The 15,644-nt window shown below is 40.0% G+C and carries 13 protein-coding genes; all 13 read left to right on the top strand.

The genetic code is table 11. The features are described 5' to 3' along the window. Positions 1 to 21 precede the first annotated feature (21 nt). The 13 genes from EV282_RS09745 to EV282_RS09685 all read left to right on the top strand — a co-directional run bounded on the left by EV282_RS09745 (position 22) and on the right by EV282_RS09685 (position 15,561). Positions 22 to 996, top strand: coding sequence for a polysaccharide deacetylase family protein (locus tag EV282_RS09745; RefSeq protein WP_130295648.1), 975 nt, complete (start codon positions 22 to 24; stop codon positions 994 to 996). 79 nt (positions 997 to 1,075) lie between these two features. Then, positions 1,076 to 2,317, top strand: a complete 1,242-nt coding sequence (locus EV282_RS09740; protein WP_130295647.1) for a M16 family metallopeptidase — start codon at positions 1,076 to 1,078, stop codon at positions 2,315 to 2,317. 573 nt (positions 2,318 to 2,890) lie between these two features. After that, positions 2,891 to 3,784, top strand: a complete 894-nt coding sequence (gene dpaA, locus EV282_RS09735) for a dipicolinic acid synthetase subunit A (RefSeq protein ID WP_130295646.1) — start codon at positions 2,891 to 2,893, stop codon at positions 3,782 to 3,784. 5 nt (positions 3,785 to 3,789) lie between these two features. Continuing rightward, positions 3,790 to 4,377, top strand: coding sequence for a dipicolinate synthase subunit B (gene dpaB / locus EV282_RS09730; protein WP_130295645.1), 588 nt, complete (start codon positions 3,790 to 3,792; stop codon positions 4,375 to 4,377). Positions 4,378 to 4,522: 145 nt separating this feature from the next. After that, the gene (asd, locus tag EV282_RS09725; protein ID WP_130295644.1) at positions 4,523 to 5,566 is read left to right on the top strand and encodes an aspartate-semialdehyde dehydrogenase; all 1,044 of its coding nucleotides are present in this window, start codon (positions 4,523 to 4,525) and stop codon (positions 5,564 to 5,566) included. 21 nt (positions 5,567 to 5,587) lie between these two features. Further along, positions 5,588 to 6,853, top strand: coding sequence for an aspartate kinase (gene dapG / locus EV282_RS09720; RefSeq protein ID WP_130295643.1), 1,266 nt, complete (start codon positions 5,588 to 5,590; stop codon positions 6,851 to 6,853). Between the two features lie 12 nt (positions 6,854 to 6,865). Further along, complete coding sequence (dapA, locus tag EV282_RS09715; RefSeq protein ID WP_130295642.1) at positions 6,866 to 7,735, top strand: 4-hydroxy-tetrahydrodipicolinate synthase; 870 nt, start codon at positions 6,866 to 6,868, stop codon at positions 7,733 to 7,735. Positions 7,736 to 8,076: 341 nt separating this feature from the next. Beyond that, positions 8,077 to 9,744, top strand: a complete 1,668-nt coding sequence (locus tag EV282_RS09710; RefSeq protein ID WP_130295641.1) for a ribonuclease J — start codon at positions 8,077 to 8,079, stop codon at positions 9,742 to 9,744. Between the two features lie 94 nt (positions 9,745 to 9,838). Continuing rightward, positions 9,839 to 10,582, top strand: coding sequence for a ClpP family protease (locus EV282_RS09705; protein ID WP_130295640.1), 744 nt, complete (start codon positions 9,839 to 9,841; stop codon positions 10,580 to 10,582). Continuing rightward, positions 10,579 to 10,788 carry a YlzJ-like family protein gene (locus tag EV282_RS09700; RefSeq protein WP_130295639.1) on the top strand — a complete coding sequence of 70 codons (210 nt, stop codon included), beginning with the start codon at positions 10,579 to 10,581 and terminating at the stop codon, positions 10,786 to 10,788. The genes EV282_RS09705 and EV282_RS09700 overlap by 4 nt, the downstream gene beginning before the upstream one ends. A gap of 121 nt (positions 10,789 to 10,909) precedes the next feature. Next, entirely contained in the window at positions 10,910 to 13,276 is a 2,367-nt protein-coding gene (locus tag EV282_RS09695; protein WP_130295638.1) for a DNA translocase FtsK, read from the top strand. A 403-nt stretch (positions 13,277 to 13,679) separates the two neighbouring features. Beyond that, positions 13,680 to 14,405 carry a GntR family transcriptional regulator gene (locus EV282_RS09690; RefSeq protein ID WP_130295637.1) on the top strand — a complete coding sequence of 242 codons (726 nt, stop codon included), beginning with the start codon at positions 13,680 to 13,682 and terminating at the stop codon, positions 14,403 to 14,405. Positions 14,406 to 14,496: 91 nt separating this feature from the next. Continuing rightward, positions 14,497 to 15,561, top strand: coding sequence for a BMP family lipoprotein (locus tag EV282_RS09685; RefSeq protein WP_207224290.1), 1,065 nt, complete (start codon positions 14,497 to 14,499; stop codon positions 15,559 to 15,561). Positions 15,562 to 15,644: the final 83 nt, after the last annotated feature.

Raw genomic sequence — 15,644 nt, 5'->3', positions numbered from 1 at the left:
GATTACAGGGAGGGGAGTTATGTGAAAAAATCAATTCTTCACTGGTCCGTCATCGTGTTAATCATTACTGCAACTGCTATTTCGGTGCATAACCCATTTACGAGCACTTATATAGAAAGTATTAAGGCGCAGAGTACGGCAGTTTCACAAATGAAATCAAATTCAATCTATGCACAGATTAAAGAAAAAGCTAAGGAATTAAACAAGCCGCCTCAGAATGCTGAAATCGACCCTGTTTGGAAAGCCACTCCCGGCTACAATGGACTAGTTGTAGATATGGAAGAATCATTTAAGGCTATGAAAAAAGTAAATAAATTCGATGAAAATAAATTAGTGGTAAAGCAAATAGAACCAACGATACATTTAGAAAACTTGCCTGCTTCTCCAATCTATCGAGGAAATCCAGAGAAACCTATGGTAACTCTTCTTGTGAATGTGGCTTGGGGCAATGAGCACCTGCCGGGTATGCTGCAGACAATGAAGAAGAATAATGTACACTCAACTTTCTTTCTGGACGGTTCATGGGTAAAGAAAAATCCTTCTCTGGCAAAAATGATCGCTGAAGAAAATCATGAAATTGGCAACCATGCATACTCTCATCCAGATTTGAAAAAAATGACGAATACGAGAATTACTGAAGAACTCAAACAAACAAATGAAGTCATAAATGCCACGTTGGATAAGTCACCAAAATGGTTTGCACCGCCAAGCGGAAGCTACCGGAACGATGTTGTTCAAATAGCTGCTGACCTTAACATGAAAACGATTCTTTGGTCTGTTGACACAGTAGACTGGAGGAATCCGAATCCTGATGAGATGGTGGAAAGAGTCCTAAAAAAGGTACACCCTGGAGCTATGATTCTTATGCATCCAACTGCTTCAACAGCGGAGGGGTTAGATAAGCTGATTAAAGGAATTAAAGAAAAGGGACTAAGTATCGGAACTGTCTCAGATCTCATGGATGAAAAAAGACTGCTGCCAAAATCAATCAAGTAAAGTTGTATAGGAGTTATGATAATGGTATATTGTTCCTATGATTAGTAGTGGCAGATTTGACAGCTAGGGGGAAACAAGTTTGATAAAAAGACATACATGTTCAAACGGCGTACGCGTCGTTTTGGAGAATATTCCAACTGTACGTTCCGTAGCGATAGGGGTATGGATTGGAACAGGATCCAGGTTTGAAAATACGAAGAACAACGGTATTTCACACTTTCTGGAGCACATGTTTTTCAAAGGTACAAAAACAAGAACTGCCAGAGAAATTGCTGAGTCGTTTGACAGCATAGGTGGTCAAGTGAATGCATTCACTTCCAAAGAATACACATGTTATTATGCAAAGGTTCTTGATACACATGCTCCATATGCGTTAGAAGTGTTAGCTGACATGTTCTTTAATTCAACTTTTGACGACGGTGAATTGTTAAAGGAAAAAAATGTTGTATTAGAAGAGATAAAAATGTATGAAGATACACCAGATGATATCGTTCATGACATGCTTAGCCGGGCTAGCTTTCAAAATCATGAACTCGGTTTTCCTATCTTGGGTACGGAAGAAACACTTCATACTTTTACAGGTAACACTCTTCGTGATTATATGAATACACATTATGTTCCCGAGGAAGTTGTTATTTCCATAGCTGGGAATATTGATGAATCCTTTATTAAAAACGTAGAGGAATTTTTCGGCAGCTACAAGACGAGTTCTTTAGCTAAAACTGAAATGAATTCCCCGGTATTCCATCCTGAAAAATTAGCTCGTAAGAAAGAAACGGAACAGGCTCATTTATGTTTAGGTTTTCCTGGTCTTTCTTTAAAAGATAAACGAAGCTACAGCTTGATCATCCTGAACAATATTTTTGGCTCGAGCATGTCTAGCCGCCTTTTTCAGGAAGTGCGAGAGCAGAAAGGTCTGGCTTACTCAGTCTTTTCCTATCATTCCGCGTTTCAGGACAATGGAATCTTCACTATATATGGCGGTACCGCACCTCATCAGCTCGATGAGTTGTATGAAACAATCACAAATATCGTCGATGACTTAAACGAAAATGGTATTACCGACAAAGAATTGAAAAACTCCAAAGAACAGATAAAAGGAAACTTGATGCTGAGCCTAGAGAGCACGAACAGCCGCATGAGCAGAAATGGGAAGCACGAACTCATCTTAGGCTATCATCGTACTTTGGATGATATGGTTGAATCTATCGATAAAGTTTCAAAAGAAGATGTAAACCAGCTTATTCATTCTATTTTCAATGAAGGCTGCTCAGCATCACTTGTCAGTCCTTCAGGAGAGCTGCCAAAGGGATTGCAATAAAATAACGAATACATTTAAAATCCGGGAACCTATCCCGGGTTTTTTTGATAGAAAAATCTGCTGTGAAAGTAGTCGATTTCCGTTACAGGCGCTCGCTTTCCGCGGGGCGTGCGTTGAGCCTCCTCTGCGCTTTGCACCCTTAGGAGTCTCACCAGTCCCGCTGATCCCGCAGGAGTCTCGCACCTTGCACTCCTTTTGACTAAATCAATGGAGACTACTCAAAAAATATTTGAAAGCAACAATCTTTAAGAATTGAGCTTTTTTAGATAGATCCTTTTTTGTGCTATTGGTTTTCGGCACATTATTGAAGCAGCATCAGGCAAGTTTTTTTATTAAATAAAAATGGGCGTTGCGATTAACTAATGCCCCAAACAAGGCAGATGCTCCTGAATATAATGATGTTGATTGATACCAATAGTTCGTAAAAATGATAATTTGTGACCGTAATTATAAAAAGTAATGCCGTTGTAAAATGGGGTTTTGAGTAACCAGATAGGCGGGGTGTTCATATTATGATGAACGTGGATAGCAATTCCCCTGCAGTAAAGGAACAACGGAGAAAGGGGAGAAAGAATGTTAACGGATTTGCATATCGCTGTATTTGGCGGCGATGCGAGGCAGCTAGAAGTAATCAGGAAGTTAACAGAATTAGACGCGGTACTTACACTTATCGGCTATGACCAGCTTGATCATGGTTTTACTGGCGCATCAAAAATGGATATAGATGAAGTAGATTTCTCAAAGTTAGACAGCATTATATTGCCTGTAAGTGGTACGGGGCTGCAGGGGGAGATTGATACTATTTTCTCAAACCGAAAAATTGTATTAACCGAAGATATGTTGAAAAAAACGAAGAGTCACTGTCAGGTTTTTTCAGGAATCAGCAATTCTTATCTTGATATGATCACAGCCAACAGCAACCGGAAGCTTACAAAACTGTTCGAACGAGACGATGTTGCGATTTACAACAGCATACCCACTGTTGAGGGTACGATCATGATGGTGATCCAGCATACAGATATAACCATACATCAATCAAACACGGTTGTACTGGGATTCGGACGTGTTGGAATGAGTGTGGCAAGAACTTTTCAAGCTCTTGGAGCACATGTGAAAGTAGGGGCAAGAAAATCGGAGCATATGGCAAGAATCTCAGAAATGGGAATGATTCCTTTTCATTTAGATGATTTAAAAAATGAAGTATATGAGACGGATGTATGCATCAACACGATTCCTACTCAGATTGTAAATGCTGATGTTATATCAAAATTCCCGTCCCATACGTTAATCGTTGACTTGGCTTCAAAACCAGGGGGTACAGATTTCCGCTATGCAGAAAAACGGGGTATTAAAGCGTTGTTAGCTCCGGGATTACCTGGAATAGTAGCTCCTAAAACAGCAGGGAAAATTGTGGCTAATGTACTTTCGCAGCTGTTAATCAATGAATTTTATAAGCGGAAGGGGTAGTTTTTATGGATTTTAATGGGAAGCATATCGGTTTTGGATTAACCGGTTCACATTGCACCTATAACGCGGTTTTTCCTCAAATCCAAAAGCTTGTTGACCTTGGTGCAAAAGTGACGCCTTTTTTCACGCATACTGTGATACAAACGACTACGCGCTTTGGAGCTGAGGGAGAATGGGTTGAAAAAATCAAAGAAATTACAGGCAATGAGCCTGTGGATTCAATTGTAAAAGCTGAACCATTTGGACCGAAGACTCCATTAGATTGTATGGTGATTGCTCCTCTTACTGGAAACTCCATCAGTAAATTTGCCAATGCAATGACAGATTCTCCAGTACTTATGGGGGCGAAAGCAACGCTAAGAAATCAGAAGCCTGTTGTTCTAGGAATTTCAACAAATGATGGTTTAGGTTTGAACGGTGTTAACATAATGAGACTTATGGCAACTAAAAATATATATTTCATACCATTCAGCCAGGATGATCCAGTTAAAAAGCAAAATTCATTGGTTGCACACATGGATACATTAATTGAAACCATCGATCTCGCTCTGCAAGGTAAGCAGCTTCAGCCTGTACTCAGGATGATAGATTAATACAACAGAAGAAAATCCGTTCATAACCGCTCAGTTTATGATAAAATATGATAAATTATATGGATTAACTAGGAGAAACCATACAATTGTGTTTCTCCTTCTGTTGTAGCTTGCTTACCTTAAACAATAAAGGAGTCAATAAAAGATGAGCCAAAAATCATTTCATGTAGCCGTAGTAGGTGCGACTGGAGCAGTCGGCCAGCAAATGTTAAATACTTTAAGTGAAAAGAATTTTCCGATCGGCAAGTTATCGCTTCTTGCTAGTAAAAGGTCTGCAGGACAGGTCATCACATTTAACGGGGTATCCCATACGATACAGGAAGCAACACCTGAAGCATTTGAAGGAGTCGATCTTGCTTTATTTTCTGCGGGAGGATCTGTATCTAAACAGCTTGCACATGAGGCAGTAAAACGTGGGGCGATCGTTGTAGATAATACGAGCGCATTCCGTATGGATCCAAATGTGCCTTTGGTTGTACCTGAAGTTAACGAACAAGATCTAATGAATCATAATGGAATCATTGCGAATCCAAACTGTTCTACTATTCAAATGGTAGTCGCACTTCAGCCTCTTCATGAAAAGTATGGCTTGAAAAAGGTGATCGTTTCTACTTATCAAGCTGTTTCAGGAGCGGGTGCCAAAGCAGTAGAGGAATTAAAAGAGCAATCTAAAGCCGTTTTAAACGACGAGCCTTTTGAAGCATCGATAATGCCATGTGCTTCAGATAAAAAACATTATCAAATCGCTTTTAATGCTGTTCCTCAGATTGATAAATTTGAAGAGAACGGCTATACCTTCGAAGAATTGAAAATGATGAATGAAACAAAGAAAATCATGCACTTAGAAAACCTGGAGATCGCTGCAACTTGTGTAAGACTGCCGGTTGAAACGGGGCACTCTGAATCTTTATATGCAGAGTTTGAAAATGGCAATCCAACTGTACAGGAAATAAGAGAAGTATTAAAGTCTGCACCAGGTGTAACATTGCAAGATCAGCCAGAAGAACAGATTTATCCTATGCCGGCACTAGCAGCAGGATTGCCAGACGTATTTGTCGGCCGAATTCGTAAAGATTTAGACCGTGACAACGCATACCATATGTGGGTAGTGTCAGATAATCTATTAAAAGGTGCTGCATACAATTCTGTACAGATCGCAGAAAGCTTGATCAAGTTAAACTTGCTTTAATTTCATAAAGAAGGTGCATTCATGAAGATTATCGTTCAAAAATTTGGAGGAACTTCTTTAAAAGAAGATACGGGCCGTTTAGAAGCAGTCCGTCATATAAAAAAAGCAGTAGATGAAGGCTATAAAGTAGTATGTGTGGTTTCTGCAATGGGAAGATTCGGTGACCCATATGCTACAGATACTTTGTTAAGCCTGTTAGGCGAGAATAATAAAATATCCAATCGTGAACAGGATCTACTTTTATCTTGCGGTGAAATAATTTCTTCGGTAGTATTTTCAGGTCTGTTGAATGCTTCAGACATATCTGCTGCTGCATTAACAGGACCGCAGGCAGGTTTCCGTACAAACGATGACTTTTCTAACGCGAGAATCATTGATATGAAATGTGAGCGAATTAGAGCTGAACTTGAAAATCATTCTGTCGTGGTTGTAGCTGGATTTCAGGGTCAATCGAAGAGCGGAGATATCGCAACACTTGGAAGAGGTGGCAGCGATACGAGTGCTTCTGCCCTTGGAGCGGCTCTTCAAGCAGAATTTATTGATATATTTACAGATGTTGAAGGCGTTATGACGGCTGATCCAAGACTTGTTAAAGATGCAAGACCTCTTTCTGTTGTGACATATGCTGAAATCTGCAACATGGCATATCAGGGAGCAAAGGTTATCCATCCAAGAGCGGTGGAGATCGCCATGCAGGCGAAAATTCCGCTTCGGATCCGTTCTACCTATTCAGACCTTCCCGGAACTCTTGTAACCTCTTCATTAAAAGGTCCGGCAGGAAAAGATGTGCAGGAATCAATCATAACTGGGATCGCTCATGTTTCCAATATTACACAGATTAAAGTTTATGCAAATGACGGGCAGTATGATCTGCAGACAAAGGTATTTAAAGCAATGGCACAAGAACAGATTTCAGTCGATTTTATTAACATCTCTCCTAAAGGTGTTGTCTACACGATTATGGAAGATAAAACCGAGCAGGCGCTGCGTAAACTAAAAGAGATCGGCTACGAACCTGATGTAACAAGAAACTGTGCAAAAGTATCAGCGGTAGGCGCTGGAATTGCAGGGACGCCAGGTGTAACTGCGGCGATCGTGGAATCTCTTTCGAGCAGAAATATTCAGATTCTCCAATCAGCTGACTCCCATACTACAATCTGGGTATTGGTTAAAAAAGAAGATTTAATTGAATCCGTAAATGCTCTTCATACAACTTTCCGCTTAAATGAAGAAGGGATTACCACAAACTTGCAAGAAATTGTACAGCAGCAGTTTAATGAGTATTGAGGAGTGAAAGTAATGAATTTTGGAAGTATTAGCACGGCAATGGTTACACCTTTTGACAGTAAAGGGAATGTTGATTTCGCAAGAACAACAAAGCTAGTTAATCATTTGATAGATAATGGAAGTGACAGTCTGGTTGTTGCAGGAACGACAGGAGAATCACCAACACTTTCAACAGAAGAAAAAGTTGCGCTTTTCAAGCATGTTGTAAAAGCAGTGAACGGAAGAGTACCAGTAATTGCAGGTGCGGGGAGCAACAATACAAAAGCTTCGATCGATCTGTCCAAGAAGGCAGTAGATGTTGGGGTTGATGCCATCATGATTGTTGCTCCTTATTACAACAAGCCAAGCCAAGACGGAATTGTTGCACATTACAAAGCTATCGCAAGCTCTGTAAGCCTGCCGGTCATGGCATATAACATACCTGGAAGATCTGTCATTTCATTTTCGGCAGATACCGTTCTTAGATTGGCTGAGATCCCAAACATTACTGCTCTAAAAGATGCAGGCGGCAACTTGGATTTCATGGCAGAAATCATTGAGAAAACTCCTGATGACTTTTTATTGTACAGCGGAGATGATGGTTTGACATTACCATCATTAGCAATCGGCAGTGCAGGAATCGTGTCAGTAGCATCACATGTAATCGGAAATGAGATGCAGACGATGATCAGCAACTTCAAAAATGGCGAGAACCTTGAAGCAGCACGTATACACCGTAAATTGCTTCCGGTAATGAATGAGTTGTTTAAAGCTCCGAGCCCGGCTCCTGTAAAAACAGCATTACAGCTAAAAGGACTTGATGTTGGAGGAGTAAGACTCCCATTATTGCCATTAAATCAAGCTGAAAGGGCTTCACTCGCTGCACGTCTAAATGAACTGTAAACAAACAAACCGGTAATCCGGTTTGTTTTTTTTGGTTTTTTAAATCTTTGTTGCACTTTTGAAGTGGTTGATTTCCGTTCCAGGATGCTCGCTTTCCAGTTGGCGTGTGCTGAGCCTCGTTTCAAATAATAAAGTGCTGCTCCTGCGTCTACAAGATAATCTGACAGTAGCGTGCTTCCTCGTCCTGCGAGATGAATAGTCAGATAGAGGGCACACTGCCTCTTTTTATATTAATTGTTGTTGCCTCAGTCTTGTTTTGTATTCCTCTGATAAGTTATAATGTTTTTAAGTGACGTGATCGGGATAAATTTTTTACATACAACCTAGGAGGAATATACACATTGTCAAAACAAAATAGAGAGAAAATTAAAGTTTTTGCCCTGGGCGGAGTAGGTGAGATCGGCAAAAACATGTATGTAGTGGATACGGGTGAAGAAATTTTTGTTATGGATTCCGGTCTAATGTTCCCGCAGGAGGAAATGCTCGGAATTGATATCGTAATTCCGGATGTGACTTACTTAAAGGAAAACATTGAACGAGTAACAGGAATCTTCTTGACTCATGCCCACGAAGACCATATTGGAGGACTTCCTTACGTTCTAAGACAAGTTCCTGTTCCTGTTTATGGAACTCGCCTTACATTAGGCCTTGTAGAAGCAAAGTTAAAAGAAGCAGGGCTGCTTCGTTCTACGGAACTGAACTTAATAGATACAAATCAGAAATTATCGTTTAACAGCGCAAAAGTTAGCTTTTTTCACGTGAATCATAGTATTCCAGACGCTGTCGGTATTGCAATTCACACGTCACAGGGAGTTATTGTAAATACTGGTGATTTTAAGATCGATCACACACCGATCGATGGACAGCATACGGAATTTGGAAAAATATCAGCTCTTGCAGAAGAAGGTGTTCTTTGTCTTCTTTCTGACAGTACGAATGCGGAACGTCCAGGCTCTACTGGACCCGAAGCTCAAGTTGGACATGAGATTCTAGATGTATTTCAGGCTGCAAAAGGACGTATTATTATAGCTTCCTTTGCATCAAACGTTCATCGTGTTCAGCAAGTGATGAATGCAGCTGCAAAAACGAACCGTAAAGTTGCTGTTAATGGGCGAAGCATGGTGAAGGTAGTAGACATCGCTTCACAGCTTGGTTATTTAAATATCGAAAAAGACCTCCTTATCACAATCGATCAAGCAAACGATTACAGTGATGAGAAAGTTGTTATTCTAACAACAGGAAGCCAGGGAGAGTCTATGGCTGCTTTATCAAGAATGGCTCAAAAATCTCATAAGCAAATTGCACTGCGTCCTTCAGATACTGTTGTTATTGCCGCTACCCCGATACCTGGTAATGAAACTTCTGTTGCTAAAATGGTAGATAAATTAATGCGAACTGGCGCTGATGTAATTTTCGGCCAAAAAAAGGTTCACGTTTCAGGACATGGAAGTGCAGAAGAGCTGAAATTCATGCTCAGTATGATGAAACCGAAATATTTTATTCCCGTTCATGGTGAATATAAAATGCAGAAGGCCCACCAAAAACTTGCGATTGAAGTAGGCGTTGAAAAAGATAATATCTTTATCATTGATAAAGGTGAAGTCGTAGAATTCGCAAACGGACAGGCTCAAAAGACTGGAAAAGTTCCTTCAGGAAATGTACTTGTAGACGGATTAGGTGTCGGTGATATTGGTAATATCGTACTCCGAGACCGTAAACTTTTATCTCAAGACGGCATTCTTGTTGTTGTAGTAACGATAAGCAAAGATTCTCATCAGCTTATTTCTGGACCAGAAATCATTTCCCGCGGGTTTGTATACGTACGGGAAAGTGAAGCCCTTCTTCAAGAGGCTAATATAAAGGTCCGTGATGTTCTTGAGAAATGCATGAGTGAGAACATGAAAGAATGGTCAAGTCTAAAATCAAACGTAAGAGATACGTTAAGTCAGTATTTATTTGAAAAAACAAAAAGAAGACCAATGATCATGCCTATTATTATGGAAATTTAACCTGCTGTTTTTTAGCAGGTTTTTTTATTTTCTTATCATACGTTTGGAAATTACGCCCATACTAATAAGAACTAAAACTGAAGGGGTGGAGATTATGGACCAAACACCAGAAACAGAAACACCGCAGCCGGATGCGCCTCAAAAAAAAGACGAAAATTCAGGATTGATACAAAAAATTCAATCATTAGGACAAACAAATGTACCTCAGCTTGAAGGTTCGAGTATTCACTGTTTAACGATTGTAGGACAGATAGAAGGTCATATGCAGCTGCCGCCAAATAATAAAGCTACAAAATATGAACATCTGATTCCACAGCTCGTTGCTATCGAGCAAAATCATAAGATAGAGGGATTGCTTGTAATATTAAATACTGTTGGCGGTGATGTAGAAGCGGGTCTTGCTATATCAGAGATGATCGCTTCTCTGTCAAAACCCAGTGTTTCACTAGTACTTGGCGGAGGACATTCTATCGGAGTACCGATCGCTGTCAGCGCGAAATACTCTTTCATCGTTCCCACAGCTACTATGACGATCCATCCTGTAAGGCTTACTGGATTAGTCATAGGTGTGCCGCAAACTTTTGAATATCTGGATAAGATGCAAGAAAGAGTAATTTCCTTTGTGACAAGTCATTCGAAAATAAGTGAAGAGCGTTTTAAAGAGCTGATGTTTTCAAAAGGAAATTTAACGAGAGACATCGGAACAAATGTGATTGGGACTGATGCTGTGAAAGATGGGCTGATTAATGAGGTTGGCGGACTAGGTCAAGCTATCAAAAAACTAAACGAACTGATAGAAGAACATAAAAATGATAAGACAGATGGTATAAAACAATGACTTGGTATACCATGCAGCCTTATGAATTGATGTTCCCTGAAGAAGGAAACAGTAGAGCTATGCAGAATGTAATACTCTATAATGATGTTCCTGTACTTGTTGAACGGGTCGGAGATGAAACAAGAGTGGTTCAGATCATGAGTACAGACCCTTCACATTATTTATTAGAAGACTGTCAGCCTGGAATGACGCTGCGAAACTTTTAATTAGACACCTAAGAAATATGCTATACTATTGTGGGCAGCCTTTCTATATGCAGGGCTGCTTTTCTTTCCTTTTCCTTGTATACATACATAATGAAAACAGCTTGGTTGTGAGGTGAAATTGGTGGCAAAAAACAAGAAAAAGAAAGCTAAGAATAAAGCAAGATGGAAAGAGCAGCTGACATATGAGATAGCAGGTCTGTCATTATTAGCTCTTGCATCATTAGGTCTAGCTAAAATGGGAAATGTCGGTATGGCATTCGTGCATCTTTTACGTTTCTTTAGTGGAGAATGGTATGGCGTACTGCTGTTAGCTTGTATTTTATTATCTTTTTATCTAATTTGGAAACGAAGCTTTCCCCCAATGATTTCAAAAAGATTAACAGGTGTTTATATTTTATTTTTCTCATTTCTCGTTCTGAGTCATTTAACATTGTTTGAACATTTAACGAATGGCGGAGATTGGAAAGATGCTTCCGTAATTAGAAACACTTGGGAACTGTACTGGCTTCAGCTTCAGGGAACGACTGCTGCAGATGATCTGGGGGGAGGTATTGTTGGATCTATAGGCTTTGCGCTATTTTATTTTTTATTTGGAGCGGGTGGCACAAAGCTAGTAATCTTTTTCTTGATTATTGGAAGTCTCCTCTTGATAACAGGCAAATCACTTTCTGTGATTATGCAGAAGATTGTAACGAGTTTAAATGAAACGAGTGCAAAACTAAAAGTATTTCTTTTAGAAAAGAAAAATGCAATTGCTGAAGAACGGTCTAAGAAGACAAGTGAAACAAAGAAATTAAAGCCTGCTTCACCAGATGTTGATGATGAAGCTGAAACTGAAGAAATTATTATTTCTGAAGAACCAGTAATCGAGGATTTTACAAAGAGGGTGCATAATACGGAGAGCGGTGTTCAACTAAAATTCGGTTCTCAAAGCTTTGATGACTCTGATGAAGCAATCCAGAAAAGCGAAACTAAAAAAGCTGAGAGTGAACCTTCAGCTTCACCACTTCCAGCTAATTTTGGTGATGAAGTTATCCAGAACGAGCATTATCAGCTTCCATCCATGAAACATCTGCGTACGCCTCAAAACAGTGGTCAGCATAAGGACAAACAGTATGCAGCCAGTAAAAGCAATGCGAAAAAATTAGAAAAAACATTTGAGAGTTTTGGAGTAAAAGCAAAGGTGCTAAAAGTTCATTTAGGACCGGCTGTTACTAAATATGAGGTATATCCAGATGTGGGTGTTAAAGTAAGCAAAATCGTAAATCTTACAGATGATCTTGCTTTGGCACTTGCAGCAAAAGATATAAGAATTGAAGCGCCGATTCCTGGAAAGTCTGCTGTAGGAATCGAAGTGCCGAACGGCGAAATCTCAATGGTAACGTTAAGAGAAGTGCTAGAAGCACCACAGTTTTCTGGACAAAAATCACCGCTTGCAATCGGTCTAGGAAGAGATATCTCGGGAGAACCGATCGTTGCAGATCTTTCTAAGATGCCTCATCTTCTCGTAGCTGGAGCTACCGGAAGCGGAAAAAGTGTTTGTGTTAATGGAATAATAACCAGTATTCTCATGCGGGCTAAGCCCCATGAAGTTAAAATGATGATGATCGATCCAAAAATGGTCGAGCTAAATATGTATAATGGTATTCCGCATCTCCTAGCTCCGGTTGTAACGGAGCCGAAGAAAGCAGCCCAAGCACTTAAAAGAGTTGTGTCAGAGATGGAAAGAAGATATGAATTGTTTTCTCACAGTGGTACGAGAAACATTGAAGGGTATAATGAATCCATCAGAAAACAGAATGGCAGAAGTGACGCCAAACAGCCGTTTCTGCCTTATATCGTCGTAATCGTCGATGAACTTGCTGATCTGATGATGGTTGCTTCTGGCGACGTGGAAGACGCCATCACACGCCTTGCTCAAATGGCGCGTGCTGCCGGAATCCATTTGATTATTGCAACGCAAAGACCATCGGTAGACGTAATTACAGGGGTTATAAAAGCGAATATACCTTCCCGGATCGCATTTAGTGTATCTTCTCAAACAGATTCAAGAACAATCTTGGATATGGGGGGAGCCGAAAAACTTCTTGGAAGAGGAGATATGCTATTCTTCCCATCTGGAGCTTCAAAGCCTGTACGAGTTCAAGGAGCTTTTCTTTCGGATGAAGAAGTTGAAACAATAGTAGAACATTGTGTAAGCCAGCAAAAAGCTCAGTATCAAAAGGAAATGATCCCTACTGAGGACGCAGAACCTGCAGTAATGGAATCGGAGGATGACCTCTTTTCTGATGCGGTTAAGCTTGTTGTTGATATGCAGACTGCTTCAGTTTCAATGCTCCAAAGAAGGTTCCGTATCGGTTATTCCAGAGCAGCGAGATTAATCGATACGATGGAATCAAAAGGAATAGTCGGACCTTATGAAGGATCGAAACCTCGTGAAGTTCTGATATCTGCAATGCCTGAAGAAAAAGAAGCTTCAAGTTCATAAAAACGGGCTTAAATTGCCCGTTTTTTTCTTATTTCCAAAATTTTTTTGCTGTTGAAGTTTTTTTGTGGGGCACTCTTCCTCGACTAGTTGATTGGAGTGCAGGGTGCGAGACTCCTTGGGGATCAGGTGAGACTCCTAAGAGCGCAAAGCGCCGAGGAGGCTCACCGCACACCCCCCGGAAAGCGAGCATCCCGGAGCGGAAATCAACCACTTCCAAAGACGTCAACGTGTATGAAAACAGCCTTTTTCCTTTACCTTTTTATTGAAAAAGTGGTAAATGAAAATAATACCTATTAAAAATTTGTAAAAATAGTATTTATTTATAGAATTAAAAATGGTATATTAATGTCGATTATTCAAACAATTTGTCATACGTCGAACAACTAGTTAAGGTGGTTTTGTAATGTCGATAAAAGCGGACCATCGCTTGTTATATATTAAAGTGATAGAGAAGTTAAAGAAAGATATTGAAGAAGGTATTTATAAAGAAGGAGAAAAGCTTCCTTCAGAATTTGAACTTTCCAAACAGTTAGGGATAAGCCGTGCGACATTGCGAGAAGCACTTCGAATTTTAGAAGATGAAAACGTCCTCATACGGAAACATGGAGTTGGAACTTTCGTTAGAACAAGAGCACTTTTTTCTTCAGGTATTGAAGAACTGTACAGTGTTACCGATATGATTGAAAGAGGCGGTAAGAAAGCAGGTACTATTTTTCTTTCTTCGCAGACGACAGATGTTACGGATGAACTTCTTGCAAAGTTTAATAACTCGCTGCCTGAGGGGCTCATGATGATGGAACGTGTCCGGACGGCAGATGGAGAACCGGTAGTATTTTGTAAGGATCATATGCCCTCACATTTGTTCCCAGCCAAGGGTCTCCACGATTATGAATCTTTTTTGGAAATGCTTGAAAAAGAAACGGGAAGACGTGTAATGTATGCGGTTACAAACATTGAACCTATCGGATATCATGACAGAATCTCTGAAATTCTGGAAAGTGATGAAGGTGTACCATTGTTAGTGTTAAAACAGATGCACTACGATCAATATGATGAACCTGTGCTTTATTCTTGTAATTACTTTAGATCTGATAAATTTCTATTTTCTGTTTTAAGAAAGCGCTTTTAACTAAAGTCTTTTTTAGGGGGTGATGGGGGTACTTAATCGTAGCACCTAGAGTTAGTCACAAAAATGAAAACATTTTTAGGGGGAAATTAACTTGAAAAAGAAATTAGGTTTAATGGTAACTGCAATGCTTACTGCTGGTACGATCCTTGCAGGTTGCGGAAATTCTGACGAAGGTAAGTCTGGCGGAGACGCTAAAAAAGATTTTAAAGTAGCTATGGTAACGGATACTGGCGGTGTTGATGATAAGTCATTCAACCAGTCCGCTTGGGAAGGTTTAACGAAGTTCGGGAAAGATAACAGCCTGGAGGAAAGCAAAGGCTACAAGTATTTGCAGTCAACTGCCCAAAGTGATTACAAACCAAACTTAAACTCGTTAATCCGTCAAAAGTATGATCTTGTTTTCGGAATCGGCTTCTTGATGGGTACTGATGTTGAAACAGTTGCTAAGCAGCAGCCAGATGCAAAGCTTGCAATCGTAGATATGGTTGTTAAAGGCGATAACGTAGCTAACATCACTTTCTCTGAGCACGAAGGATCTTTCTTAGTAGGATTAATTGCAGGTATGCAAACTACATCTAACAAAGTAGGTTTTGTTGGAGGAGTTAACTCAGAGCTTATCAAAAAGTTTGAAAATGGATTTAAAGCAGGGGTGAAAACTGCAAATCCTGATGCTGAAATTTTAGTTCAATATGCAGAAGACTTTAACAAAGCAGAAAAAGGACAGCAGATCGCTAACACATTCTATGAGCAAGGCGCAGACATTATCTATCATGCTGCTGGCGGAACTGGAATGGGTGTATTCACAGAAGCGAAGAATCGTAAAAAGAACGGTGAAGATGTTTGGGTAATCGGTGTTGACCGTGACCAGCACGAAGAAGGTATGCCAGAGAACGTAACACTAACTTCAATGGTAAAACGTGTAGACCAAGCAGTATATGAAGTATCTGAGCAAACAGCAGCAGGCAAATTCCCAGGCGGGAAAATTGTAGAATTCGGTCTGAAACAAGATGGAGTAGGTATTGCCCCAACTCAAGACAACGTTGAAAAAGACGCACTTAAGTCAGTTGAAGATTACAAGAAGAAAATCATCGACGGTGAAGTGAAAGTTCCTAAGACAGATGCTGAGTTTGAAGAGTTCGTAAAAAACTTAAAGTAAATTCTATGAAACTATCTAAATAACTGGCCAGGACTTGGCATTTGCCAAGTCCTTCCTTATGTACTTTAAAGGGGGGACATCAA

This window comes from Fictibacillus sp. BK138 (assembly GCF_004216955.1).
In the GTDB taxonomy this organism is placed as follows: domain Bacteria; phylum Bacillota; class Bacilli; order Bacillales; family Fictibacillaceae; genus Fictibacillus.
Note: the sequence above shows the minus strand (reverse complement) of the source record. Positions and strands in the feature narration are given on the sequence as shown.